Consider the following 24,828-nt stretch of genomic DNA (forward strand, 5'->3'; position numbering starts at 1 on the left):
AACCCAGGAGCCGCTCATCCATGCACTCTTGACAACCAGAACTACATATCAGTGCGCCGCTGAGAGTCTCCAAAGAACTTCTTTTGTAACCCTTGACACATTCTCCGTGAACGTTCACGATAGTTCTACCGTAAACGTTCACGGAACAGTCTTGACGCACAGGAAGGAGCACCCAGTGAGGGAAAAGAATGTCCAGGCCCTCGGGGTTCTCGCTGGCGTCATGACCGAGGACATTGACGGCAGCCAGTGGGCTAATGTCGAAGAAATCCTGACAGGAACCGGGTGCTCGAGCGGTGACATCGCGCTCGGTCTCCGAACGTTCGTCCCCCGCAGCTCCTGGGCGGTCGTTGGCGTGTTTGATTCCGGTGTCCTGTGGGCGAGCCTGGTGGTCGCCACGGACAATTCAGGCAGGCCTGCATCGGTGACGACCTTGGGGTGCGGCGCCGTGGAACTAAAGGGTGACATGGCCGCAATGGCGGGCCATGCCGTGAAGTGGGTCATCTCCAACCACGGACCATGTTCCTTGGGACTCTTCTTCGACAAATTGCATGCGGAAGCGTTCTTGAGCGCGTCCGACAAGGCTGCTGCGATTCGCACAGCCTCCGCTACCGACGGGCTCGTCCTGTCTCCAGTCCCGCCGGCTTTAGCGATCGCCCTCGCTTAGGCCGCTGCTTCCGATTCACCCCGCACTATCCGATTTACCCCACCGTGAGCTGCCCGCGCCCAATGGCCGGACCATCACGGGTCAATGGTGACCGACTGAAGGGAATCTGAGAATGAAAACGACAGCGACAGCTGCGGCAATTGTCCTCGCAGCGATGGCTGCAGTACTTACGGGCTGCGGCTCGGAATCGGCGGCATCGTCGGCGGGTGCAGAGAATCCTCTCGCCCAGGTAAAGGCCCAGGAGCTAGTACCCCAGGAAATCGTGGGTTTGGGTCCAAATGGGGTCAGCTCTGGCCACCTCGACGCCGTCAAGCTGACCGATCAGGAGGTGAATCAGGCCAAGCAACGGAAGTTCCGGGTCGGCATCGTCATGCAGACGATGAACATCGAGTGGTCAACCGAGCAGGTCCGGGGCATCACTGAACAGCTCAAGAAATACGACGCCGAGGTCGTCGGAGTGGCAGACCCAAACTTCGACGTTCAAAAGCAGGTGTCCGGCATTGAAAACATGATCCAACTGAAGCCGGACGCCATCATCAGCATCCCCGTCGACGATACTGCGACGGCCGAGGCCTACCGCAAGATCGGCGCTGCCGGCATCAAGCTCATCATGATGGACAACGTGCCTTCCGGGCTGAAGTTCCCGTCCGACTACCAGGGCATGGTCTCTTCAGACAATCAGGGCAACGGGGCCGTCTGCGCCGAAGCACTTGCCAAGTACATCCCACAAGGCGGCACCGTGGGCGTGCTCGACTTCGGCGTCGACTTCTTCGTGACCAAGGAACGCATGAAGGGCTTCGTCGACTGGATGAAAAAGAACCGCCCCGATATCAAGATCAAGGTTTCCGAATTCCTCGACCCGGCAACCTCGGGCAAAGACGCCGGTAATTTCCTCACCGCGAACCCTGATGTCCAAGGGATGTTCACTGAATGGGAAGTTCCTGCAGTCGGCATCGACCAAGCATTGCGGGCACAGGGCAAGGCAATACCAATCACTGCTGTAAATATCGCTTCGGATGTGGCGACCGACCTCGCGACGGGCGGAAACATCAAAGCCCTCAGTGCCCAGGTTCCCTACGACCAGGGGATGGCCGAAGCGGATATGGCCCTCAAGGTGCTCTTGGGCGGAAGCGCCCCCAACTGGCTTGCTTTCCCGGCCGTGCCGGTTCTTCAGAACAACGTCCTTGCGGCTTGGAAGCAGGTCTATCATCAGGATCCGCCAAGCCAGCTCACCGAAACCTGCAAGTCCACCGAGGGCTGCCGGTAACCCCGCTTAACCCCAAAGATCAACAAAAAAGGAGCTGTACATTATGGACATCATTCAGGACCACAACGGAGTGCCTGCCAAGCACGGACGCGCCCACGTAAACGGCGTGAGGCTGCACTACTCCATTGCCGGCGAAGGCGAGCCGCTGTTCCTGCTGCACGGGGTGCCGAAGACTTCCTACCACTGGCGCCGAGTCATCCCTTTGCTCACTCCCTACTACACCGTCATTGCACCTGACTTGCGCGGCCTGGGCGATTCGGAGCGCCCGCAGGGCGGCTTTGACATGAAAAACATGGCGGAGGACATCGCGCAGCTGGCCACGCACCTCGGCTACGAGACCTTCTACCTTGTGGGAGAGGACTGGGGAGCTTCGACCGCCTACCAGGTCGCCGCCCAGTATCCGGAGCGGGTGAAGAAGCTCGTGTATCAGGAGATGATCCTCCCTGGTTTTGGGCTTGAGGACTACTCCTTCCTGACCAAGGAGAACGTCAGCACCTACGTCTGGCTCTGGCACATCAACTTCTATAACGTCCCCGACTTCCCGGAACTGCTGATCACCGGCAGGGAGCGGGAGTACTTCAACTACTTCATCAAGCACGAGACGCACAACCCCCAGGCCATCACTCCCGACGCCCTCGACGAGTACGTCCGCTGCTACTCATCCCCTGGCGGGCTGAGGAGCATGTTCGCCATCTACCGCGCCACTCTCGAGGACGCGGACCAGAACCATGAAGCGGCCAAGACCAAGCTGAAGATGCCTGTGCTGGCCGTAGGGAGCGAGTACTTCATCGGGGCCGACAACGAGCGGCAGATGCGTGAAGTCGCTGAGGACGTCAGAGGGGCCATCCTCCCCTGGGGCCACCAGCTAGCAGAGGAAGATCCCGAGACGCTCGCGGAGACATACCTGCAGTTCTTCAAGGAGTAATTAGCTACCAGCTCCGCGGGGCGGACTGCCGGACGCCTCGCGGACGCTGGACACACATTGCACCAGCAAGGTTCCGGCACGGACCTGACCCGCCTTGGCACCACTCGGCAGTCACTCCGAGCCGAAGACTATGCCGTCTTGCGACTCCCCACCCTCATGAATGGGGCCCAAAACCCATTCTCTTTCCTCTCAGGTTGAAAGCCCCGCTATCCGGCTTCCCTGGCCATCAGAAGGACCACTGTCATGACACGCAGAAACAAGACGCTCTCCGCCGCGGCTGGACTGCTCACCGCGATCGCCATCTCGCTGTCCGGATGTTCCAGCGATGCTGGAGCCGGCGGAACGTCGTCGGAAGCACCCTCCGTCGATGCCGCCGCGATTTCTCCCGCCGGAATTGTCGGTAAGGGCAAGAACGGCGAAGACCCGGCGCTTGCAGACGCCCTGAAGCTGAGCGACGCCGACAAGAAGAAGGTCGCCGAAGGCAAGTTCACCGTCGGCATCTCCATGAACACCATGGACATCGACTGGTCACGCCTGACAATCGAAGGCATCCAGAAGACTCTGGGCGAGCTCGGCGTGGCGGTCGTCGGCGTCACGGATGCGAAGTTCAAGGTCCAGCAGCAGATCGCCGACCTCGAAAACCTGATCACAAAAAAGCCGGACCTGATCATCAGCATCCCCACGGACGATGTGGCCACCGCCCAAACCTACAAAAAGGTGGCAGCGGCGGGGATCAAGCTGGTCTTCATCCACATGCCTGCCTCCGGGCTCTCATACCCCTCCGAATATCAGGCAGTCATAGCTCCGGACAATCAGGGCAACGGCCAGATTGCCGCGGCAGCGCTGTCCAAGTTCATCCCCCAGGACGGCGTGGCCGGCATCGTGGATTTCGCGGTTGATTTCTACACCACAAACCAGCGCACGCAGCGGGTGAAGGAATGGTTCAAGGAAAACCGCCCTGACGTGAAAATCAAGGAGGTAGGTTTCACCGATACCAATGCTGTTGGGCCCGCCGCTGCGAACTTCATGACCGCAAATCCGGACGTAAAAGGTCTCTTTGTCATCTGGGATTCACCCGCCATGCAGTCGGTCGCCGCTCTCCGGAACGCCGGCGTGAACATCCCCATCACAACCGTCGACCTCGGCACCGAGGACGCCGTGGAAATGGCTAACGGCGGTTACATTAAGGCCATCGGGGCCCAGGAGCCCTACAACCAGGGAGTCGCTGAGGCGCGCGCCGCCGCACTCGCCCTCATCGGCAACAACGTCCCCGCCTGGATTGCCCTTCCGTCCGTTGCCGTGACCCCGGGCAACCTCTTGGAGAAATACAAGTCCATCTTCCACTCGGAGCCGCCTCGTGAAGTCCTGGACGCCTGCAAGTCTTCTGGACTCTGCGGTACCCAGTGAGATGTCCAGGACCATCCAACCCGCCGCAATGGAAGATACCGACATGAAGACCGCAACCGAAATAGCCAAAGCTGGGCAGATACCCGGAGAACCCGTGCTTCAGGCCCGGGGGGTCAGCAAGGCATTCAGCGGAGTTTACGCCTTGAAGGATGTTGATTTCGATCTGCGCCCGGGCGAAGTCCACGCCCTGCTCGGTCCCAACGGCGCCGGCAAGTCAACCCTCATCAAGATCCTCGACGGAGTTCAACCCCAGGATGAGGGAATCGTAGAAGTCGACGGCCGCAGACGAGTCCAAGCAGACATCGCAACCGTCTTCCAGGAGCTCAGCCTGGTGCCGTCACTCTCGGTGGCCCAGAACATCTTCCTTGGCAACGAGCTCCGCAACGCCTTCGGGCTGGTGCAGAGGAAAAAAATGAACGCAGTTGCCAAGGAGCTCATCGACGGACTCGGGCTGCACCTGTCTCCTGATGAGTTGGTGGAGAACCTCTCCGTCGCCTCCCGTCAGCTGGTGGAGATTGCCAAGGCCATTCACCGCGATGCGCGGGTCCTGGTGCTGGACGAGCCGACATCAACCCTGACCAAGGCAGATGAGCTGCTTCTGTTCAAGAGCATCCGCGACATCCAGAAGTCAGGTGTCGGCATCATCTATGTCACGCATCGCCTCACCGAGGTCTTCGAACTCGCCGACCGGGTGACCATCATCCGCGACGGCAGGAAGGTCCTGACCTCTGACGTAGCCGACATGGAAATGGGGTCCTTGGTCCGCGAGATCACCGGCGCAGAGCCACAGGAGTCGGGGCCGCCGAAGGAAGCATTCGATAGGTTCTCCCGCCCCGAACTCCTCGTCAGCTCCTCCACCGGGCCGAAGCTCCAGGTGTCAGGCCTGTCCGGAGACCGGTTCTCGGATATCAGCTTCACCGCGGCGGCTGGCCGGATCGTAGGAATTGCAGGGCTGATCGGTACCGGCCGCACGGAGCTGCTGGAAACCATCGGCGGAATGCGCCGCAGCACGGCCGGTGAGATCAGGCTCGATGGCCGGACCGTCCGCTTCAAGCACCCGTGGGAAGCACTCAACGCAGGCGTTGCCCTCGTTCCCGAGGACAGACACCGCTCCGGCGTGGTTCTGCAGCACTCCATCCAGCGAAACCTCACGTTGGCACACTACAAGTCACTGCGAAAGGGCGGCCTGGTGGACAACCGGGCAGCACGGTCACTGATTCGTGGCCTCGTGGAGACGCTGCAAGTGAAGGCGAACTCGATTGACAGCCCTGTGCAGACGCTGTCGGGCGGGAACCAGCAAAAGGTTGTCTTCGCAAAGTGGCTGCAGCCCGGAATGCATGTCCTACTTCTGGATGAACCGACCCAAGGCGTCGACGTCCGCGCCCGGCAGGAAATCTACCGGGTCATCCACCGCCTCGCCGAAGAAGGAGCCGCAATCGTTGTCGCCTCTTCCGACTTTGTCGAACTTCAGGAGCTATGCGACGAGATTTGCTTCATGACATCTACATCCATGAGCGAGCCCGAGCCGGTGACCCCGGAAGTTACAGACCAATACATCTACTCAAGACTCAATGAAAGGGTTCGTGAAAGCCATGAGCGCGATCACCAGCAGCTTTAGCCTGATCCGGCCGCAATGGGGTAACCGATCAGCATTAGACTTCATCCGCGAATACTTCGTCTACATCGCCCTGGTGGGGCTGGTGATCTTCTTCTCAGTTGCCTCGCCCGTCTTCTTCACCGTGCAGAATTTCGCGAACGTGGGCCGGCAGACGGCCATCGTGTCCATCATCGCCGTCGGCGTTACGCTGGTCATCGTCAACGCGCACATCGACCTCTCGGTCGGCAGCGTTTTCGCGCTGGCCGGAATGGCCTCAGCCCTGGTGCTTCAGCAGGTTGCGAATTTCTGGCTCCTCGGCGCTCTCGCCGCGGTGGCCGTCGGAGTTGTCTTTGGATTCGTCAACGGCATGCTCACGGTAAAACTCGGGATACCCAGCTTCCTTGTCACGCTTGGAATGCTCGGCGTCGCCCGCGGAATCGCCTTGCTCATCACGGACACCCGTCCCGTCATCATCGCCAACCGTCCCTACTTCAGCATCTTTGGTGACAGCAACATCCTCGGCATTCCGATCGCCGTGGTCTGGACCATCGCCATTGTCGGGCTCGGCTTCCTGCTCCTGCACAAGAGCGTCTTCGGGCTTCGCGTCTTCGCCACCGGCGGCAATCCCCAGGCCGCACGGTTCACCGGCGTCAAAACCCACCGCACCGTGATCCTGTCCTTCGTCATCACCGGCGCACTGGTCGGACTGGCCTCACTCCTGTTCACAGGAATCGCCCATGCAGCCCGCCCCGATGTGGGAGTAGGCCTCGAACTGGACGTCATCGCCGCGGTCATCCTCGGTGGCGTCAGCCTCTTCGGCGGCCGCGGAACAGTCATCGGAGCCCTCGCCGGATCCCTCATCATCGGCATGATGAACAACGGGCTTGTCCTCATGGGCGTTGACTCCTCCGTACAGCAGATCATCAAGGGCGCCATCATCATCGCAGCCGTCTCCCTCAGCAAGAAATAACACGACTCTCTCGAAAGGAAGCGATAGAAAATGTCCGCAATCGAACCAAGCAGCAGATTCTTCCGCGTAGCCCAGAACAGCAGCGGGGCCTGGAGCTTCATCGACCCCGAAGGCAGACCGTTCCTCTCACTGGGCCTCAACCACCTCGATGACACCGACCTCCGCTACCCCCACAACGTCGCAGTCTTCGAGCGCAAGTACGGCTCCCGCGAAGGCTGGTCCCAGGGGGTCGTCCGAGACCTCCAGGACCTCAACTTCAACACGATCGGATGGACCTCCCAGTACATCAGCGGAGGCTGGGGCGAAGCCCTGGACTGGTTCGGAGACCCCGTTGACCTCGGGCACTCCCTCCCCTGGCCCGACCAGCACCTGCTCGAGGCCGGCATGCCCTACGTCGTGCAGGTCCGCGCCCAGGAGATCGAAGACTGGAACGGCCACCCCGCCTTCCGCGACGTCTTCGGGGAAGATTTCCAAAAGTACGCAGACTGGATTGCCCGCCGCATGGTGTCCGACCACAAGAACAGCCCGAACCTGATCGGCTACTTCCTTGTGGACATCCCCGCATGGCTGCCCCACGCCGCGGGCCGGTTCTGGCCCGGATTCGAAGGGCTCACCGAGGAAGAGCACGACCGGAAGCTCTACGAGGTCGCGACCCAGTACTACAGAACCATCACCGAGGCGATCCGCCGCTACGACCCCAACCACCTGATCCTCGGCGACCGCTACAACGGCAACAAGGGAATCCCCGAAGCCGCCCTCCGCGCAATGGTTCCCTTCGTCGACGTCCTCTCCGTCCAATACTTCACCGGAAAGTCGGACGAGGAATACAAGACGATGATCGAGGACCTTCGCCGCTGGCACGAACTCACCGGCAAGCCGGTGGTCATCGCCGACATCGGCAACTGGGTGCCCACCGAGATGAACCCCCACCGCACCAGCGACATGGAAACCCAAGCTGAGCGCGGCGAGGACTACGCGAACGGCCTCGCGCGGGCCATCGCCGAACCCTGGATCATCGGCTGGCACTGGTGCGGCTACATCGAGAACCTCGGACGAGGCTGGGGTATCAAAGACCCTGAGGATGAGTTCTACACCGACATGACCGACCAGATCCGCGAAGCCAACGCCAAGGCGCAGGCCTCCGCGGAAGAGCGTAAATGACCGCCACGGATCACTGCCTCGTCCGGCCCCGCTGCCCGGCCCTCGCCACCCTTCTCCCCGCATCTGAAAGGCCTCAGCATGAAACTCGGATATAGCACCATCACCTGGGGCGGCGTCGTCGGCCACCCCGTCGGGGTAACCAGCATCAAAGATCTCTTCTACATGGCCCACGGGCCCATGGACACGGCCATCACAGACATCGCCGCCGCCGGCTACCACGGCGTCGAAATGTTCGACGGCAACCTCGCAGACTACGCCGACAAGCCCGACGAACTCCGCGGCATCCTCAACCACGCCGGCGTCACCCTCGCCAGCGTCTACACCGGCGCGAACTTTATCTATGCCGACATCCTCCCGGACGAACTGCACCGCATCCACCGGGCCGCGGAGCTCGCCGCCAGCTTCGGGGCCGAGCGACTTGTCGTCGGCGGAGGAGCGCGCCGCGCCGCAGGCACCACCGACGAGGACTATCTGCGCCTCGGCAGGGCGCTCGACCAGGTCACCGACATCGCCGAGAACTTCGGGCTGACAGCCAGCTACCACCCTCACCTGACGACCATCGTCGAGAGCCCGGACGAGCTGGAGCGGCTGATGCCGCTCACCAGGATCGGTTTCTGCCCCGATACGGCCCATCTTGCCGCCGGAGGAGCCGACCCCGCCGCGGTCATTCGCAAGTACCCGGAACGCATCCGTCACGTCCACCTCAAGGACCTGCGCAAGGATCCCTTCGCCTTCCTTCCCCTCGGGCAGGGCGAACTCGACTTCCCGGACATCATCCAGGCCATCAAAGAGAGCGGCTACGACAGCTGGCTCATGGTCGAGCTCGACGAATACGACGGGGACCCCCGGGCCGCCGCAGAAATCAGCCGGAAGTTCCTCGAAGAACTCCTCCCGTAACAACCGCACTTTCCACGGAAAAGGAACCCATCATGCAGAACATCAACGTCGGCCTCATCGGAGGCGGCTTCATGGGCAAGGCCCACTCGCTCGCCTACGCCGCAATGCCCATGTTTTTCTGGCCGGCCCCGGCCCTTCCGGTCCGGAAGACCATCGCCGAGGCCAACGACGAAATGGCCGCAGAGGCCGCGCGCCGCTTCGGCTTCGAACAGTCCACCTCGGACTGGCGCCGGATCATCGAGGACCCGGAAATCGACGTCGTTGACATCGCCACGCCGAACCACCTGCACGCCGAAATCGCAATCGCCGCCGCGGAAGCCGGTAAACACATCATCTGCGAGAAGCCCCTGGCCCGCACTGTCGAGGAAGCCAAGGCCATGCACGATGCGGTCAAGGACGCGGGCGTCGTACACATGGTCGCGTTCAACTACCGGCGCACCCCCGCCGTGGCCCTGGCAAAGAAGTACATTGAGGAGGGTGCCATCGGGCGCATCATCAACTTCCGCGGAACGTACCTCCAGGACTGGAGCGCCGATCCCAACTCGCCACTGTCCTGGCGCTTCCAGAAGTCCATCGCCGGCTCCGGCGCCCTAGGCGACATCGCCACACACGTCATCGACATGGCACGCTACCTCGTCGGCGAATTCGCTTCGGTCAACTCGATCCTCTCCACCTGGATCCCCGACCGGCCGCTGCAGGCCGGCGGCGCGGACGCGCTCGGAAATGTCAGGGGCGACGATGGCCCCCGCGGAGAAGTGGACGTCGACGACGAGGTCATGACCATGATCCGCTTCGCCAGCGGTGCGGTCGGCTCGATCGAGGCGACCCGCAACGCCTATGGCCGGAACAACTTCATCACGTTCGAAATACACGGCACCGAGGGCAGCATCGTCTTCAACTACGAACGCCGCGATGAACTCCAGGTATGCTTCGCGAGCGACGCCGGGGACCGCAGAGGCTTCCGAACCGTCTACACCGGACCCGCCCACCCCTACGGGGACGCACTCTGGCCGATCCCGGCCCTGGGCATCGGCTACGGCGAAACGAAGATCATCGAGGCCCACGACTTCTTCAAAGCCATCGCCGAGGGCGGCAGCGTGAACCCGAATTTCGCCGACGGCTACCAGACGGCGCTCATCGATGACGCGATCGTGACCTCCGCTGACAAGGGCGCGTGGGTGGACGTACCAGCGGTCGCAGGACTTCCCACGACCGCCAAGTAGGACGTCGGGAGACGGAGCAAGTCCCCGCCCTGCTCCGTCTCCCGTTGACCTGGCAACGATCCCGCTTGCCATCCCACTCGAGGCAGGCAGAGAAGCAAAAATGATCGCTCCTTGCGCCGAGCTTTAGCAGGGAATCGTTTCCCACTCCCCGTCACCAGCAGCGGGCGCACACGGCCACCTTTGTCCCTCCCGTCACGGTTCCGAGAAAGAACAAAACGATGTCCTACAAGACCTATCCGCCCAAACCCTTGGGCGTGGCGATGATCGGTTATGCGTTCATGGGCAAGACCCACTCGAACGCGTGGCGGAACGTGGCCAGCTATTTTGACGTCCCGGCCTTCGAGCAGAAGGTCCTCGTCGGCCGGGACGCCCCCGCCGTCGCCGAGGCCGCGGAGAAGTACGGGTGGGCGGAGTCCGCCACCGACTGGCGCACTGTTATTGACCGGGACGACATTCACGTCGTGGATATCTGCGCCCCGGGCTGGATGCACGCAGAAATCGCCATCGCCGCGCTGGCGGCCGGCAAACACGTCCTCGTCGAGAAACCGCTGGCCAACACCCTGGCGGAGGCCGAAGCCATGACTAAGGCCGCGGCAGCCGCCCGGACCAAGGGCGTCCAGTCCATGATCGGGTTCAACTACCGCCGGGTCCCGGCCCTCGCGCTGGCCCGGGAGCTGATTGCGGAGGGCCGTCTCGGCACCATCCGGCACGTCCGTGCCGCCTATCTGCAGGACTGGCTCGCCGATGACCAGGCGCCCATGACTTGGCGGCTGAGGAAGGAAACCGCCGGTTCCGGCGCCTTGGGCGACATCGCCTCCCACGCCATCGACCAGATCCAGTACCTCACCGGTCAAAGCATCCTTGAGACCTCCGGGCTGTTGAAAACGTTCGTCTCACGGCGCCCCGGCCCGGAGGGATTGGAGGATGTCACCGTGGACGACGCCGCGTGGGCGACCTTCTGGCTCACCGGAGACATGGGAGCCTCCGTCGAGGCCTCCCGTGTTGCCACCGGCCAGAAGAACTCCCTGCAAATTGAGGTCTATGGCACCGAAGGCGCCCTGTCCTTCAATCTGGAGAACCTCAACGAACTCGGGTTCCTGGATGCCACTGTGCCCGTTCGCGAGCAGGGCTTCCGCCGGATCCTGGTCAATGAGCCCGAGCATCCGTACATGGCTGCGTGGTGGCCGCAAGGTCACGTCATCGGTTGGGAACACACCTTCACGCACCAGATCCGCGACTTCGTGACGTCGATCAGCGCCGGGGAGGCGCCTTCACCTTCGTTCGAAGACGGGCTGCAAGTGCAGCGGGTCCTGGCCGCCGTGGAAGAATCCGCCAACAACAAGAGCACGCTCACCGCTGTCAAGGACGCGGCGTTTGCCATTGAAGGAGCCTGACATGCCCCGCCCCTACACCCTGTTCACCGGCCAGTGGGCCGACCTGCCCTTCGAGGAAGTCGCCAAACTCGCTTCCGGCTGGGGCTATGACGGCCTGGAAATCGCCGTCTCCGGCGACCACCTGGACGCCTGGCGCTGGGACGAACCCGGCTACGTCGAGAACAAGCTCGCCATCCTGGAAAAGCACAACCTCAAGGTCTGGGCCATCTCCAACCATCTCAAGGGCCAGGCCGTGTGCGATGACCCCATCGACTTCCGCCACCAGGCGATCGTCGGGGCCAAGGTCTGGGGCGACGGCGATCCCGAAGGCGTCCGCCAACGCGCCGCCGAGGAAATGAAACACACCGCCCGCCTCGCCAAGGCGCTCGGCGTGGACACCGTCGTCGGGTTCACCGGCTCCTCCATCTGGCAGTACGTCGCCATGTTCCCGCCCGTCCCCGAGAAAGTCATCGAAGCCGGCTACCAGGACTTCGCCGACCGCTGGAACCCCATCCTCGACGTCTTCGACGAATGCGGCGTCCGCTTCGCCCACGAAGTCCACCCCTCCGAGATCGCCTACGACTACTGGACCACCGTCCGCACCCTGGAAGCGATCGGGCACCGGGAAGCGTTCGGCCTGAACTGGGACCCCTCCCACTTCATGTGGCAAGGCATCGACCCCGTCTCCTTCATCTGGGACTTCAAGGACCGGATCTACCACGTGGACTGCAAGGACACCAAGCTCCGCCCCACCGGCCGCAACACCGTCCTGGGCTCCCACCTGCCCTGGGGCGACCCCCGCCGCGGCTGGGACTTCGTCTCCGCCGGACGCGGCGACGTCCCCTGGGAATCGAGCTTCCGCGCCCTCACCGCCATCGGCTACACCGGACCCATCAGCATCGAATGGGAAGACGCCGGCATGGACCGCCTCCACGGCGCCCCCGAAGCCCTCGCCGCCCTCAAGAAATTCGACTTCCCGCCGTCGAACACATCCTTCGACGCCGCCTTCAAGCAGTAGCCAGCCGCGGGGGGTGCCGCGCCGTGATCAAGACGGTGAGGAGAAGTCGACATCAGAAACCGGAAAGGACTCCACAGATGAACGGAAAAAGAGCACCGCTGCGCATCGGCATCCTGGGAGCGTCCCGCGTCAGCCCGACATCCATCATTGAACCTACCAGGCTGACAGGTGTGCGGCTGGTGGCCGTCGCACCCGCGACCGGGACCGGGCACAGGACTTTGCCGACCGGCACGACGTGGAACGGGTACTCGGCACCCACGAAGATCTTGTCAATGACCCGGAGATCGAAGCGGTCTACAACCCGCTGGCCAACTCGCTGCACGATGGAACCCGGCAGCCATCGCCGCGGGAAAACACGTACTGTCAGAGCGGACGAATGGGTTGACGTTGATCTGGTCTATCCCTCCGGAATCACCGCTCCGGTTCTGCTTGCTTGATGATGTCGAGGAAGGCGTGCGTCGCCGGGCTGGGGTTGAAGTCACTCCAAGCAATGTATTCAGCCCGGGAGGGCCCGTCAGCGATCGGGAGGCTCACAAGGTCGGGATGGCGGGGCACATACCTGGATGGCAGCAGTGTGACGGCGAGGTTCCTACGGATCAGCTCGATCGTGAGGTCGGTGGCCATTGACTCGAATGCCACGTCACGGTGTATGCCTGCCGCGGTGAAGGCGAAATCGCTTTCGTCGCGCGCCGGTGTCCCCGTTGGGAAGTCGGCGAAGGTCTCCGTAGCCAGCTCGCTGAGTTGTATCTCGTGGTGATGGGCGAGGGCATGTTCGTCGCTGACGACGGCGACCAACCGATCGCTGCTTAAGTGACGCCAGGCTACGCCGCGAGGCTGTCGGTTCTCGGGAAGTCCGAGGAGGCCGACGTCGATTTCGCCACGGGCGATCCCTGTTTCCAGTTGGTCGCTGCCCGCGACCTGGAGCACGATGTGGACTTGCGGGTGCGCCTGGCGGAAGGCCTTCAAGGCTGCCGACACATCAATGGCGGTCACCGTGGGGATGACTCCTACGCTCAGACGTCCCCGGATGTGGCCTGCTGCCGCCGCGGCGTCGACGCCGGCTCGCTCGGCAAAGTTGAGGCTCACGCGAGCCGCAGCCACGAACGCCGCACCTGCGGCGGTGAGCTCGACGCGCCTGCTGGTCCGGCTGAACAGCGTGACTCCCAGTTCCTCCTCTAAGCGCTTTATCTGATGGCTCAGCGCCGACTGCACCACGAAACACCGTGCCGCGGCACGGGTAAAGCTGGCTTCCTCAGCCACGGCGACGACATAGCGAAACTGCTGCAACTCCATCCACCCATGATGCAGATAGATAGGTGAGATGACAAGCATGTGTTGGACTCATAGACGAGTGAGATAGCACACTGGCATGACGACAGAAAAGACCACAAACGCACCCAGCTTTTTGGCGCTTTCTAGCGCGTCGCAGTGGTCTTATTAGGATGACAGGAGTCAGTTTTGATCAGGCACGTTTTGGCAGGTCGCCGAATCGGCCGATAGGGCGGCGATCCTCGACCTTCTCACTCAGCTTTCGGACAAGTTGTCCATGATCAGGAGCTGGGAAGCCATTTGCATGCGGTCATATTCTACGACAAATAAATTTATCTGTCGTAGAATATGAACATGAAGCGCCAAAGCCATCTGCTGGACCGCCTTCCGCGCGGCCTGTTCAGCATCTCCGACGCCGCAGAACACGGAGTCTCCCACTCGAGCCTGTACCGAATGCGCGACGCCGGCTTGGTTGAGAGGATCGGCTCTGGGCTGTACATCGCCGGAACGGGCATTGAGGCCGAGATCGATCTATTGGAAGCATCGCGAAAGGCTCCCCTGGCGACGATCTGCCTCACGAGCGCTCTCGCACGGCACGAGCTCATCGATGAGATCCCGTCCAGCATCGATTTGGCTCTGCCCCGCGGCAAAACCCCTCCGCAAATCTCGGCCCCGGTCACCTGGCACCTTTTCGACAATGCAACATTCGACGTCGGCCGCTCAACCATCCCGATCGAAGGGGCGGACGAGGCGATGATCGGCATCTACTCCCCCGAGCGTTCGATCGTCGACGCCTTTCGCCTTCGTGGAAGCGCCGGATACGAAACGGGAATCGAAGCGCTACGTAACTGGCTCAAGCGCCCAGGATCCCAGCCCGCCCGGCTCATGGAGATCGCTTTGTCGGTCCCCCGGTCCAAGGGTCCGCTCCGCCAAGCATTGGAGGTCCTCCTGTGACGGCAGCTGGGGTCATTTACCTGCAGCTTCAGAGGGTTGCGCGGAACCGGATGCGCCCAGTCGACGAGATCTTCACGCTTTACGGTCTCGAGCGCTTCCTGGCGCGTCTGGCAGACACGCCTTTTGCGGAGGACTTCTGCCTCAAAGGGGGCGTCCTGCTGTCCGCCCACTCGCTGCGCCGCCCGACCCGTGACGTTGACATGCAGGCACTCGATTTCCAGCTCGACGTCGATCACGTCACCGAAGTGGTGAAGGCGGTATGCGACGTCGTCGTCGACGACGGCTTGGTCTTCGACCATACGTCTATGCAGATCGAACAGATCCGCGACGAAGATGAGTACAGCGGCCTGCGGGTCTCCGTGCCCGCAGTCCTGGGCCGAGGGAAAGTCACAATCAAGCTCGACATCAGTACCGGCGACCCGATCTGGCCCGAACCGGAGCAGATCGAACTGCCATCGCTGCTCGGCGGAGCAGTGAAGATGAAAGGTCATCCTTTGGTGACAGTAATCGCCGAGAAGACCGTCACCATGCTTCAGCGCGGCACCACCAGCACCCGGTGGCGGGACCTGCTGGACGTGGCAGTCCTCGCCGACCGGTTCGAGTTCGACGCCGCAGTCGTCAGAGAAGCAGCGATGCAAGTCGCGGGGCACCGTACCGTCGAACTCGGGCCGCTCCGAGCCCTGATGGAAGGCTACGGTGCGACCGGACAAGCGAAATGGGCTGCATGGCGCAGCAAGCTCAAAGTCGAAGACCTCTGCGAGCAGAACCTCGACGCACAGGTTGATCGTGTGCTCACGTTCATTGAGCCGGTGTTTGACGGCTCAGCCGAAGACCACCACCGGTGGAGTCCCGACGCGCGCACCTGGTCATAGGCCACACGGGAAGCCGGCGCCTAATGTCGGCGGCGTAGCGCTGATTGAGGTGAGTTAAAGGTGAGTCCGAGCGGGATTCGGCCTCTTCCGTGCCGCCTACCGAATCAAAACCGCAGGTCAGCGCCCCAATTCAATACTCGATGGGATTCAGACCGAGAAACCCCGCCGAACCGCTGCTGGAATTGGCCCCTTGCCATCCACGCACGGCACTAAACCCGCAGGTCAAACCCAAACTAAGAGCCCCCTGTCGGATTCGAACCGACGACCCCCGCTTTAGTCTCAGACGCCTATGGATAGGCCAGTAATGTGCTGTTTTGCCCGGAATCTAGGGGTTCTTGCAATCAACGACAGCCGCTGAATTGTCATTGATTGACGCTGATTAGGGTGAGTTAAAGGTGAGTCGGTTGCAATTGCTGGCCGCATGGACGTGCCCGCCCTCATGTCGCGTCCGACATCGCCTCCAACCAAGCTCCCTCCTGTCTGCGGGTGGACCTCAGCGGTCCGTCTGGCTTTCATGGCTGGACGTGTCGGGAGCACATGACTGAAGTGGGCCCCATTGGATCTTCGGTGCCTGGCAGTTGAGTTCCGGTTCAGTGCACGGCAAGACGAGGACATTCTCAACGGCGTTCTCATATCTGACGAGGTCAGTATTTCCACAGTCCTATTTGCAGCGTTGGCTGAGCTCAACCGCGCTTAGACTCCAGGCTCTGCGAGCCAGGCGTCCAGAAGCTCCGGGCCGGAGTTTCATGAATCCAGTGCCGTGTTCGCAAGATCTCCGGGGGGACGGCAGGAACGTTGCCGGGCTCTCGCAGCATCCTCGGGTGAATACTCAGACGGTCCAGATGGCCGTGTCCCACTTCCTTAGAGTGCGGCCAGTGCATCTGCCGGAGACGGACGCAGGAGTTGGACTTCCTGGTAAATGCCGTGCTTTCCCGTTCGCTGCCCAACGGCAGCAATCCGCCAGCCGCGCTCGACGGCTTCTGGATGCAACTCAGCCTGAACATCGGTGCCCGCGCAGATTGCAGTCTCAGTGAAGGTATCCGCACCGACTATGTTGGCAGTCAAATCCCATACCGAAGCACCCAGATGGAACTTCGGCGAAATTCGAACAGCTGGCGCCTGCTCTCCGATGAACAGCTCATCGCCCCACGGAAATGTAGACACCGGCACAAAATCTGTATCCGACAGTTTTCCCAAAATGTCGAGAAGAGCAGTACGCCACTCCTTCCTTGGCAACTCATTCAGGCCCAACCCGCAGATGAATCGTGGGGCTTCCCATCCTTCAGCGCTAGCCAAGTAGCGCCCGTAGTCCATCGCTACCAAGCGCAACAGGCGCCCTGAGTTCGATCTCCACGAGACGTAGTAGGCGTTTTCGTAGTGCTTGTGCTCAGCAAGCGCTCCCAGCCTTGGCTTTTCTCGGGCGGGTACTTGCTTCTTTTTAATCGTTCGTATGCTTCCCGGGCGACCTGCTATGGCGTCGGAAACCGCTATGACAAGGGCATCAATCGCTTCATTCGTAACGCTGTCGGATTCCGCTAGGACATCGTGTTCTCCGACTGATTCCAGTCCACCGAGTCGCAGCCGCACCACCGTCCACCCCACATCATCCAAAAGCTGGTTGCGTGTTCTGTCGTCGTTTTCCTTCCCAGCGTGCGTATGAGCTGGGTCGACTTCCACGCATACCTTCGTTTTAGAGATCAGGATGTCCGGGGTGAGGATAGGAAAATTGTTGCGCTGAGCTTCATGGCCGCACTGAATACCGCTACGGCCTTTGTGAACAGCCAACCCGGCGGCGACGAGCTTGTCTCTCACCTGTTGCTCAGTCTGGGACGTCGTGAGGTTCCGTGATTGGACGACGGCGCCAATGGAATACTTCGGTTCAGCTCTCATTGCTCTCGCACCGGAACTTACCGCCATGCTCGCTCGCCAGCATGCGCGACACATGGCCCGAGTCTCGGTGCCCGTGCGGGCGATCACCTCGTGCCCACAGTCGAGGCGCGTCAGGCCATAATTTCGCTCGTCCAGGCAGCGCTCACAGGCGCGTGAGCCGCCTCCTGCTCGGCGCCAACCCGACACTGCGCCACATTGAACGACTGCGGACTCAACGAACCTGTGCCCCTGCCCGCAAATCCAACGCACTTTCACCGGTGATGAGGATGGAATGGCATTTGGGCCGAATAGATTCTCGTCGTCCCACATGTCCAGGACTTCTTCATGCCTGGCTGCCACCGAAGTTTCAGGTTTCGGTGCCCGCCGGGCAAGGCCCAACCTCGAACGCTCTTCGGGCGTAAGTACCGGCCAGTCCTCAAGTGCTTTCACAACGCCCCCATCAAAGGTTCCTCGCATAGTGCTTATTGGAGGGATGTTAGACGCGAGCTCAGACAAAAAGCCTGACATGCTCGACCCTTGCTCAAACTACTGGGTGGACCGGATGCGTGCCTTAGGGCCGCCCGGCGGGTCATCACTTAGTTTTACGTTGTAGCCATCCATTGGCACGCAGAACATCCCGGTTCTGGTGCGGCGTGCCTCCGTGGAATGCCTGACGCTGTAGCGACAGGCCCTTCGGTATCTATCAGCCAGGGAGGTCTGCGAGTGCAGCTGCGGCACGCTCCCGGAGTATCGAGAGGATCTCGGGTCGGTATCGTTGCTGTACGCGGTGCTTGGTTCCCTTTTTCATCTCCGAGATCAGCTTGCCGATCGACTCGGCATGTCGGAATTCCCCTCCCGCAGCGAAGAAGGCTTTTAGCCAAGGCGCCTTCTCCAGGGGATAACCTCCGTCAGTGAAAGCACGGATCAGTCGAACGACGGCGGCTTTCCCGTTCCCGGTCGAGAGCCCGTTGTACTGTTCACCAACCATGCACGTGGCTGCCTCCAGCTGTACGGCATCGGGTGCTTCATGGGCCGATCCTGTGTCTAAGTTGCGCGCGCCCATGCCGTCAAGCCAAATCCGGACCATATCCGCGGGCGACCACACGACCACGAAGAGGCGCGCAACCCCATCATTGTCAACAAGCTCCCTGAGCAACTCACAATCGTCCTGCTCGTGGGGATGCAAGACGATGAGCGTTCCGTTGAAACGCTTGCTGTTCTGTGCAGGCTTCCGCAACTCCGAGATGGCCAAAATCCGTCGGGAGTCCTTCTCCAAGGCGACATAGTTGACGAACTCCATGTCTGCGCTATGTGGACTTTGAAGCCTCTTCGGGTCGGAAGCCGCAAATACGTAACTTGATGGCAGGAGGCTCCTCTTGCAGACCTAGGTCATGGTGTCCCATTTCCTTGGATTTGAGACAGCCTCCGGCCCCGCTTCCCCGTATGACTATTCGTTCAAAATGGCGGTTCTGCGGCACCGGTCGTCTTGCATGGCATGGGTTTCGAGGCGCTCTAGCCCCGGCATCGCGCCCATTCGGGATCTGAAGAAGAGACTGCTGCGGGATGCAGAACCGCTCTGAGCTGCGCCGCGGCTCGCTCGCCGAAAGGTATGAGGATATCCAAGAGATCTCGATAAGCCGTCGCATCGAGTAGACCGGATGGGATCTCCGTCGCATTGGAACTTGGTTTGAATCGATCTCGTAGAGGAAGCGCGGGGACCACGCACATGAATCGCATTTAGTCCTGAGGCATGGATTGATGGACAGGCGCGCTTAGGCCTACCGCGACCGCGCGTGATCGGGCGGCGAGACACGGACATATTTATTGTCCTGTCTTCCGGTTACAGTTGTAGTTACAGTCAAAGTTATAGAGGGAAGTGTGGCACAGGCTCATGAGCGAAGTTTTTCCCAGCGCGCCCTTAGCAATGGTGGTGGCAGAGATCAGGTTCGGTTACTCACCTGCACTGGAAGATCGCACCATTCAGTCGAACGTCCTGATGGCACTGAGCAGTTACGCGCCCGTCTTGAAACGCAATATTCAAGAGTCTCACACGATCGAGATTGGCGGGCCCGAACCGGTCCATGGCAAGCAGACAATCGAAGTCATGGAGGCCACTGCAGTTGATGGTCAAACGACGATTGCAATCTCTGCCGAAACCCTCACTATAGCTATGTCTGGACTGGCCTACCGACACTACGAGGAATCTCTGCGCCCACTGATCGCAGATGCCGTGCATTCGCTCGTCGCCACGGCACCAAACCTGTACGTCACTCGCTTTGGGTTGCGGTATCTGGATGAAATCAGAGTGCCTGTGCCGCCGCCTGACGTAGACGGGTGGGGCGAGTGGGTAACCTCTGATCTTCTCGGAGGCATAGGCCTCTTGGGGATCGAAGCACCCGGGGCAGCCAAAGGCATGCGATCCACCTGGCACTATGTCCTGCCAAGGGAGAGGCAGGTTGTTCTCAACCTAGGACCGTTCTTTGGAACAGGTGTGATCGGGCCGGGACACCCTTTTCACCGAGACTCGGAACCAGAGCACATGTTCGTGCTCGACGTTGATGTGTCGCGGACTCCAACGACGCCCGAGTCACTCGACGCCGAAATGCTTCTTTCGAATTATGATGAGCTGCACCGGCCGGCGCACAGCGTCTTCTCGGCAGCCCTAACCGACAAAGCACGCATACTCTTCAGGGGAACGAAATGACTGCTACATTGCGGGAGCAAACAGCGTCTAGTTACATCGACCCTACATACTCAAAGATGTCGGGTCCTACGCGTATCGACTCAACCAGCTCAGGGTATCTGGACAAGAATTGGGTCTTGGAGCGCACGTTTACGCGGATCTGGATCGGCGAAGTCGAGTCACAGGCAAGCGGGCTTCGCAACCAGGAGTCTCATGCCACCGAGCGGATTGAGACACATTACGCCGCGCAAATCGAATCGCATGCTCAAGGTTACAACACCGGCGACGGCAAGGATTTGCTCCGTATGCTCGCCGTCGACCATGCGATGGCTTGGGTGGACATTGCAAAAATGCTTAGTGTCAGCGTTCCTGCTGTGCGAAAGTGGCGAATGAGCGGTGGGGTAACGCCCGAAAATCTTGCCAAGCTTGCCCACTTATGCGCCTTCGTCGACCTACTGTCCGAACTTGGGGTCCGTCCTGCTTCGTGGCTCTCAACGCCCATGATCGCTGGCCACACCGTCGCTCCCAAGCATCTCTACAGCGAGCCCAACGCATCAACACTGCTTGATCTAGTCTCGAACGGCCAGACTGCTCGGGACGTTCTAGACGCACTCGCCCCGGGGTGGCAGGAGAAGTACAACGCCCGTGGTTACGAAGTTGCTCGTTTTGACGACGGCAGCTACGGCATCATTTCGAAAAGAGAATAGGTAATACGTTTGGAACGACTCGAAGACCTGCCATCTGCCGAGGCACTCTACGAATACCAAGGCACAGATGTTCCTTTGTGGCTTCCGCACAATCAGGGTGATGTTTTCGCTGATGTGGATCTCACGTCGCTCACCGGAAAAGACGAGACCGGTCACGTCATGCTGTTCCTCCATCCATGCACGATGCGAGGCAAAGGCGGAGCCCTCGTTGAGCGAGCTACCGTCCTACACGTCAAGGCTAAGAGCCGGCGGAAGCCCCTCGATGAGGCCGGTCGATGGAATAGGGCGTATTCGGTCATTCCGCTGCCAGACTTCTCCGGAACGCAAAGCGACGCGTTCGAGGCAGACCTATTGGCGATGGGTACCATCCCGAGTGGGCTGCTTGATCGTTCCAAGCGAGTGGCATCGTTCAGCCAAGAGGGCAGGTCCCACATGCTTCACCGGATCATCTACCACCTGACACGAAATGCGATCCCAACGGAAGTTATCACTCGGTCCACGGCACGCGTGCAGTCCGAGATCGAACTCCAGGGTGATTGGACCATGGCAGCGGGGGTCCGCCTTGGTGACCTCACCGAACAGCAGGTCGCAGCCGTAGAGGCAGAGTTTCAGGGTTTGCTCAACTCTCCTTGGCCGGAGGGACAGAACGAAGAAGACTTGCTTCGAGAAGGTCTGTACTCCGAAATAGACGAACTCCACGAGGAAGCTGTCCGCTATATCGGCCAACTTTGCGATTCCGGCCGACCCGGTACCTGTTTGGATGAGACAGGCGAATGATCAAGAGAACATCCGCGAAGAAGACAAACCAAGAAGCCGAAGGGAAACTCATGCGAACTGAGACGGGAAAGATCGAGAGCCAAACGGTCCTGGCTGAGGATCTACACCTCCAAGGAATGTGGGTCGGAAACTGCACCGTCGAAGTCGGAGCCCGTTTGGAATTGCACGGACTAGTCACTGGGAACCTCATTGTCGAAGAAGGAGCCGAATCAGTGGTTCACGGGACCGTAGCCGGGGACGTGGTTGGCCACGGATACACCGAGATCAATGGAACAGTCGGAGGCACTGCGACCGGCGAGGGACTCCGCATCGCGCATGGCGCTGCCATCAATACCAGACGCTGATCCAGAGCCCATTCCCCGACGAAACCGACATGAACCCGCTGGCAGTGTTGGTTTCCAATGTTAGATGAAGCACATAAGAAGAGCGTCTCCAACTAGCCGGCATCGGCAGAACCTTAATGAGTCGTTCCACTCGACCGGCTGTACTCCGGACTGAGCTTCTGATGACACGCAGCAGTGCCATTGTGTGCCCAAGGACTGACCGTCTCTCGGTCCGCCGATATCACCGTATTGGGATCCGCGGCCATCGTACTCATGCCTCCATGTCCGGCGGCTGCTCCTGGAAGTCAGGCCGATCTGGAACCGGGCAGCCCAGAGCCAGCGCCAGCTGATACTAGAGAAGCGACGCGCAAGCCGGCTTATTGTGCTCGGTCGCCATGCCGAAACAGGCTCCAGCGCCTGGTCGAAATACGCGATTGTGAGATGGCCAGCCCCGCGACAGACAGGCGCCTCGACGCCCACGACCTGGCCATCGTCGAACGCGCCGAACTCGCCCTCGAAAGGCGTTCCGGCCCACGCCTCGCACAATAGCTTCCCGCGGACGTCACTCAACTCCCTGGTCATGCCGCCCCGCCACCACCACCCAGCCATGAACAGCCACAAGAACCTTCGCTGTTTGTCATTCTGATGCCCGATCATCGCTGGGCGGGTCCTCCGCGCAACCAGGGCGCTTTGCGCCGATCCCAATCCAAAACTTCGTTCGGCGCTCCTGCGTCGCTAATTTCCTCGCGAACTTTTGGATTGTTCCCGGTTCCCCAAGTTGCACTCCGGCCCCTCATGCCCAGCAGTGGTCCCTGTATCAGAACGCCGCCGAAATCTAATGACCACAGCGCATGCTCAAGAAGAAGGACCATGGACACGCTCACCATCAAGACCCAGTTGTCCTTCGTTTTCATCGGCCGCACTCTGGCCTCTGACCGTGGGAAAGCCTCATGTGCAATCGCCCCTGGACACCAACCCCATCAGCGCCACCCTCCGCGTGGATCCAAGCACGACGGCGGGGAATTCGCCTACGCGCGAACCGTCGCCGGCTACCTCGCCAACGACACGAACGCCACAAGTACCCTGCTCTGGTTGACATACGTTCAATGAAAATCTAACAATTGTTCGGCTTTACAATACTATAAACACCTGTTAGATTTTCAGCACGTTCCGCAACCCAAGCGGGCAGTCGGAAAGGCCCGGAGTGACAGCACAGCCAGCAGCAAAAACCGCCCCTCGGGGCCCGTACCGCAAGGGCATCCAGCGTCGGCAGGAAATTGTCGTCGCCGCTTCCCGCGTGTTTGCCAAATACGGCTACCATGGCGGATCGCTGCGCCAGATCGCGGGGGAGGTTGGCATCAGCGCGGCCACCCTTGTCAGTCACTTCGAGCATAAGGAAGGTCTACTTGTCGCCGTCCTAGAGCATTGGAAGAAAGAGGCCGCCGAGATCAAGGCAGGCACGGAAGGACTCGACTACTTCCTTCGCCTGCCCAATCTCATGGAATACCACGTGAGCAATCGCGGCCTGATCGAGCTGTTCCTGACCATGTCGGCGGAGGCAACGTACCCGGAGCACCCGGCCTGGTCCTTCATCCAGGACCACCGTACCCACACCCTCGAAACCTTCTCAGGGCACCTGATCGCGGCACGGGACGCAGGGCAAGCATTACCCATGACGGGGGACGCCATCCAGGATGAAATCCGTGGCCTGATCGCACTCATGGACGGCCTCGAACTCCAATGGCTCCTGGACCCCCGTCTGGATCTGGTCGCCGTCTTCACCCGACTCCTGCAGCTGCTCATCAATCGCTGGACCGGGCTCACGCCTGACGAGGTGGAAACCCTTACAGCCAAGAACAAACCCGAAAAGAAGCAAGGAGATCAACGGTGGAATATGTGAAGCTAGGCAGCACGGGCTTGGACGTTTCGCGTGTGTGCCTCGGCTGCATGTCCTACGGAGACCCGGGCCGCGGTTCCCACGAGTGGACCCTCTCCGAAGACAAGAGCCTCCCTATTATCCGCAAGGCGCTTGACTCCGGTGTCAACTTCTTCGATACCGCCAACGTCTACTCCGACGGCACTAGCGAGGAAATCATCGGCCGGGCCCTGGCCGCAACGGGCAACCGCGACGAGCTGGTCATTGCCACCAAAGTTTTCGGCACGATGCGCCCCGGACCCAACGGCGGCGGTCTGTCCCGCAAAGCCATCCTCAGCGAGATCGATCACAGCCTCCGGCGCCTCGGCACCGACTACGTAGACCTCTACCAGATCCACCGTTGGGACCCCAACACGCCACTCGAGGAAACCCTCGAAGCCCTTCACGACGTCGTCAAGGCCGGCAAGGTCCGCTACATCGGCGCATCCTCCATGTTCGCCTGGCAGTTCTCCAAGGCGCTCTACACATCCCAGGCCAACGGCTGGACGAGATTCGCAACGATGCAGAACCACTACAACCTCCTCTATCGCGAAGAAGAACGTGAAATGCTCAGCCTGTGCCAGGACCAAGGCATCGGCGTCCTTCCCTGGAGCCCTCTCGCCAGAGGTCGGCTGACCCGAAACTGGGACGCCACCAGCTCCCGCAGCGAGACGGACGAATTCGGAAAGGGCCTCTACCAGGCAGGAGACCAAGAAGTCGTCGAGGCCGTCGCGCGTATCGCCGCAGCACGCGGAATCCCCCGCGCCCAGGTGGCCCTGGCCTGGCTCGCCTCGCGCCCCGCGGTGACCGCACCCATTGTCGGCGCCACGAAACAACAACACATCGATGACGCCATCGCCGCCCTTGAAGTCGAACTCACCGATGCAGAAATAGCCGAACTAGAAGCGCCCTACACACCCCACGCTGTAGCAGGATTCTAGGCCCAGGCACAGAAGG

General features: G+C 60.9%; 24 protein-coding genes. 20 read left to right on the forward strand and 4 right to left on the reverse strand.

Features of this window, described 5'->3' with window-relative positions; genetic code table 11:
• Positions 1 to 175 precede the first annotated feature (175 nt).
• The 11 genes from QRN51_RS04630 to QRN51_RS04680 all read left to right on the forward strand — a co-directional run bounded on the left by QRN51_RS04630 (position 176) and on the right by QRN51_RS04680 (position 12,502).
• The gene (locus tag QRN51_RS04630; RefSeq protein ID WP_284988817.1) at positions 176 to 664 is read left to right on the forward strand and encodes a hypothetical protein; all 489 of its coding nucleotides are present in this window, start codon (positions 176 to 178) and stop codon (positions 662 to 664) included.
• A 112-nt stretch (positions 665 to 776) separates the two neighbouring features.
• A complete protein-coding gene (locus QRN51_RS04635) occupies positions 777 to 1,931 on the forward strand; it encodes a substrate-binding domain-containing protein (RefSeq protein ID WP_284988818.1) in 1,155 nt (384 codons plus the stop codon).
• Between the two features lie 43 nt (positions 1,932 to 1,974).
• Positions 1,975 to 2,856: an alpha/beta fold hydrolase gene (locus QRN51_RS04640; RefSeq protein WP_284988819.1), complete on the forward strand. Its 882-nt coding sequence runs from the start codon at positions 1,975 to 1,977 to the stop codon at positions 2,854 to 2,856.
• 243 nt (positions 2,857 to 3,099) lie between these two features.
• The gene (locus QRN51_RS04645; RefSeq protein ID WP_284988820.1) at positions 3,100 to 4,263 is read left to right on the forward strand and encodes a substrate-binding domain-containing protein; all 1,164 of its coding nucleotides are present in this window, start codon (positions 3,100 to 3,102) and stop codon (positions 4,261 to 4,263) included.
• A 43-nt stretch (positions 4,264 to 4,306) separates the two neighbouring features.
• On the forward strand, positions 4,307 to 5,881 hold the full coding sequence (locus tag QRN51_RS04650; protein ID WP_284988821.1) for a sugar ABC transporter ATP-binding protein: 1,575 nt from the start codon (positions 4,307 to 4,309) through the stop codon (positions 5,879 to 5,881).
• Complete coding sequence (locus QRN51_RS04655; protein ID WP_284988822.1) at positions 5,856 to 6,830, forward strand: ABC transporter permease; 975 nt, start codon at positions 5,856 to 5,858, stop codon at positions 6,828 to 6,830. Before QRN51_RS04650 ends, QRN51_RS04655 begins: the two co-directional genes overlap by 26 nt.
• Before the next feature lie 30 nt (positions 6,831 to 6,860).
• Complete coding sequence (locus tag QRN51_RS04660; RefSeq protein WP_284988823.1) at positions 6,861 to 7,991, forward strand: glycoside hydrolase 5 family protein; 1,131 nt, start codon at positions 6,861 to 6,863, stop codon at positions 7,989 to 7,991.
• 78 nt (positions 7,992 to 8,069) lie between these two features.
• Positions 8,070 to 8,888, forward strand: a complete 819-nt coding sequence (locus tag QRN51_RS04665; RefSeq protein ID WP_284988824.1) for a sugar phosphate isomerase/epimerase family protein — start codon at positions 8,070 to 8,072, stop codon at positions 8,886 to 8,888.
• A 32-nt stretch (positions 8,889 to 8,920) separates the two neighbouring features.
• Complete coding sequence (locus tag QRN51_RS04670) at positions 8,921 to 10,111, forward strand: levoglucosan dehydrogenase (RefSeq protein ID WP_284988825.1); 1,191 nt, start codon at positions 8,921 to 8,923, stop codon at positions 10,109 to 10,111.
• A gap of 218 nt (positions 10,112 to 10,329) precedes the next feature.
• On the forward strand, positions 10,330 to 11,505 hold the full coding sequence (locus QRN51_RS04675) for a Gfo/Idh/MocA family protein (protein WP_284988826.1): 1,176 nt from the start codon (positions 10,330 to 10,332) through the stop codon (positions 11,503 to 11,505).
• A 1-nt stretch (position 11,506) separates the two neighbouring features.
• Entirely contained in the window at positions 11,507 to 12,502 is a 996-nt protein-coding gene (locus QRN51_RS04680; protein WP_284988827.1) for a sugar phosphate isomerase/epimerase family protein, read from the forward strand.
• 52 nt (positions 12,503 to 12,554) lie between these two features.
• On the opposite strand, the gene QRN51_RS04685 is transcribed toward QRN51_RS04680, so the two are convergent.
• Together QRN51_RS04685 and QRN51_RS04690 are read right to left on the reverse strand one after the other, a co-directional pair.
• On the reverse strand, positions 12,555 to 12,824 hold the full coding sequence (locus tag QRN51_RS04685; protein WP_284988828.1) for a hypothetical protein: 270 nt from the start codon (positions 12,822 to 12,824) through the stop codon (positions 12,555 to 12,557).
• Between the two features lie 89 nt (positions 12,825 to 12,913).
• Positions 12,914 to 13,795, reverse strand: a complete 882-nt coding sequence (locus QRN51_RS04690) for a LysR family transcriptional regulator (protein ID WP_284988829.1) — start codon at positions 13,793 to 13,795, stop codon at positions 12,914 to 12,916.
• 330 nt (positions 13,796 to 14,125) lie between these two features.
• Here QRN51_RS04690 and QRN51_RS04695 point away from each other — a divergent pair, with 330 nt between their 5' ends.
• On the forward strand, positions 14,126 to 14,725 hold the full coding sequence (locus tag QRN51_RS04695) for a type IV toxin-antitoxin system AbiEi family antitoxin domain-containing protein (protein WP_284988830.1): 600 nt from the start codon (positions 14,126 to 14,128) through the stop codon (positions 14,723 to 14,725).
• The gene (locus QRN51_RS04700; RefSeq protein WP_284988831.1) at positions 14,722 to 15,597 is read left to right on the forward strand and encodes a nucleotidyl transferase AbiEii/AbiGii toxin family protein; all 876 of its coding nucleotides are present in this window, start codon (positions 14,722 to 14,724) and stop codon (positions 15,595 to 15,597) included. Before QRN51_RS04695 ends, QRN51_RS04700 begins: the two co-directional genes overlap by 4 nt.
• Before the next feature lie 861 nt (positions 15,598 to 16,458).
• Here QRN51_RS04700 and QRN51_RS04705 read toward each other — a convergent pair.
• Both QRN51_RS04705 and QRN51_RS04710 read right to left on the reverse strand, forming a co-directional pair.
• Entirely contained in the window at positions 16,459 to 17,409 is a 951-nt protein-coding gene (locus tag QRN51_RS04705; RefSeq protein WP_284988832.1) for a DUF559 domain-containing protein, read from the reverse strand.
• Between the two features lie 760 nt (positions 17,410 to 18,169).
• Positions 18,170 to 18,766, reverse strand: a complete 597-nt coding sequence (locus tag QRN51_RS04710) for a hypothetical protein (RefSeq protein WP_284988833.1) — start codon at positions 18,764 to 18,766, stop codon at positions 18,170 to 18,172.
• Between the two features lie 591 nt (positions 18,767 to 19,357).
• On the opposite strand from QRN51_RS04710, the gene QRN51_RS04715 reads away from it, so the two are divergent.
• The 7 genes from QRN51_RS04715 (at position 19,358) to QRN51_RS04745 (ending at position 24,812) form a co-directional block, all read left to right on the forward strand.
• On the forward strand, positions 19,358 to 20,170 hold the full coding sequence (locus QRN51_RS04715; protein ID WP_284988834.1) for a TIGR04255 family protein: 813 nt from the start codon (positions 19,358 to 19,360) through the stop codon (positions 20,168 to 20,170).
• Positions 20,171 to 20,286: 116 nt separating this feature from the next.
• Positions 20,287 to 20,856 (forward strand): hypothetical protein, encoded by a 570-nt coding sequence (locus QRN51_RS04720; protein WP_284988835.1) that lies wholly within the window; start codon positions 20,287 to 20,289, stop codon positions 20,854 to 20,856.
• 9 nt (positions 20,857 to 20,865) lie between these two features.
• Positions 20,866 to 21,633 (forward strand): hypothetical protein, encoded by a 768-nt coding sequence (locus QRN51_RS04725; protein WP_284988836.1) that lies wholly within the window; start codon positions 20,866 to 20,868, stop codon positions 21,631 to 21,633.
• Between the two features lie 50 nt (positions 21,634 to 21,683).
• Positions 21,684 to 21,977: a bactofilin family protein gene (locus QRN51_RS04730; RefSeq protein WP_284988837.1), complete on the forward strand. Its 294-nt coding sequence runs from the start codon at positions 21,684 to 21,686 to the stop codon at positions 21,975 to 21,977.
• Positions 21,978 to 22,826: 849 nt separating this feature from the next.
• Positions 22,827 to 23,066 carry a hypothetical protein gene (locus QRN51_RS04735; protein WP_284988838.1) on the forward strand — a complete coding sequence of 80 codons (240 nt, stop codon included), beginning with the start codon at positions 22,827 to 22,829 and terminating at the stop codon, positions 23,064 to 23,066.
• A gap of 94 nt (positions 23,067 to 23,160) precedes the next feature.
• On the forward strand, positions 23,161 to 23,856 hold the full coding sequence (locus QRN51_RS04740; RefSeq protein ID WP_284988839.1) for a TetR/AcrR family transcriptional regulator: 696 nt from the start codon (positions 23,161 to 23,163) through the stop codon (positions 23,854 to 23,856).
• Positions 23,844 to 24,812 carry an aldo/keto reductase gene (locus tag QRN51_RS04745; protein WP_284988840.1) on the forward strand — a complete coding sequence of 323 codons (969 nt, stop codon included), beginning with the start codon at positions 23,844 to 23,846 and terminating at the stop codon, positions 24,810 to 24,812. Before QRN51_RS04740 ends, QRN51_RS04745 begins: the two co-directional genes overlap by 13 nt.
• The last annotated feature ends 16 nt before the right edge of the window (positions 24,813 to 24,828 follow it).

Origin of the sequence: Arthrobacter sp. efr-133-TYG-120, assembly GCF_030209785.1 — a bacterium.
GTDB lineage: Bacteria > Actinomycetota > Actinomycetes > Actinomycetales > Micrococcaceae > Arthrobacter.

Excerpts from the sequence above, each read along its gene's own strand:
- QRN51_RS04635 (WP_284988818.1), top strand. The coding sequence starts at position 777 with ATGAAAACGACAGCGACAGCTGCGGCAATTGTCCTCGCAGCGATGGCT.
- QRN51_RS04640 (WP_284988819.1), top strand. The coding sequence starts at position 1,975 with ATGGACATCATTCAGGACCACAACGGAGTGCCTGCCAAGCACGGACGC.
- QRN51_RS04645 (WP_284988820.1), top strand. The coding sequence starts at position 3,100 with ATGACACGCAGAAACAAGACGCTCTCCGCCGCGGCTGGACTGCTCACC.
- QRN51_RS04650 (WP_284988821.1), top strand. The coding sequence starts at position 4,307 with ATGAAGACCGCAACCGAAATAGCCAAAGCTGGGCAGATACCCGGAGAA.
- QRN51_RS04655 (WP_284988822.1), top strand. The coding sequence starts at position 5,856 with ATGAGCGCGATCACCAGCAGCTTTAGCCTGATCCGGCCGCAATGGGGT.
- QRN51_RS04660 (WP_284988823.1), top strand. The coding sequence starts at position 6,861 with ATGTCCGCAATCGAACCAAGCAGCAGATTCTTCCGCGTAGCCCAGAAC.
- QRN51_RS04665 (WP_284988824.1), top strand. The coding sequence starts at position 8,070 with ATGAAACTCGGATATAGCACCATCACCTGGGGCGGCGTCGTCGGCCAC.
- QRN51_RS04670 (WP_284988825.1), top strand. The coding sequence starts at position 8,921 with ATGCAGAACATCAACGTCGGCCTCATCGGAGGCGGCTTCATGGGCAAG.
- QRN51_RS04675 (WP_284988826.1), top strand. The coding sequence starts at position 10,330 with ATGTCCTACAAGACCTATCCGCCCAAACCCTTGGGCGTGGCGATGATC.
- QRN51_RS04680 (WP_284988827.1), top strand. The coding sequence starts at position 11,507 with ATGCCCCGCCCCTACACCCTGTTCACCGGCCAGTGGGCCGACCTGCCC.
- QRN51_RS04690 (WP_284988829.1), bottom strand. The coding sequence starts at position 13,795 with ATGGAGTTGCAGCAGTTTCGCTATGTCGTCGCCGTGGCTGAGGAAGCC.
- QRN51_RS04695 (WP_284988830.1), top strand. The coding sequence starts at position 14,126 with ATGAAGCGCCAAAGCCATCTGCTGGACCGCCTTCCGCGCGGCCTGTTC.
- QRN51_RS04710 (WP_284988833.1), bottom strand. The coding sequence starts at position 18,766 with ATGGAGTTCGTCAACTATGTCGCCTTGGAGAAGGACTCCCGACGGATT.
- QRN51_RS04715 (WP_284988834.1), top strand. The coding sequence starts at position 19,358 with ATGAGCGAAGTTTTTCCCAGCGCGCCCTTAGCAATGGTGGTGGCAGAG.
- QRN51_RS04730 (WP_284988837.1), top strand. The coding sequence starts at position 21,684 with ATGCGAACTGAGACGGGAAAGATCGAGAGCCAAACGGTCCTGGCTGAG.
- QRN51_RS04735 (WP_284988838.1), top strand. The coding sequence starts at position 22,827 with ATGGACACGCTCACCATCAAGACCCAGTTGTCCTTCGTTTTCATCGGC.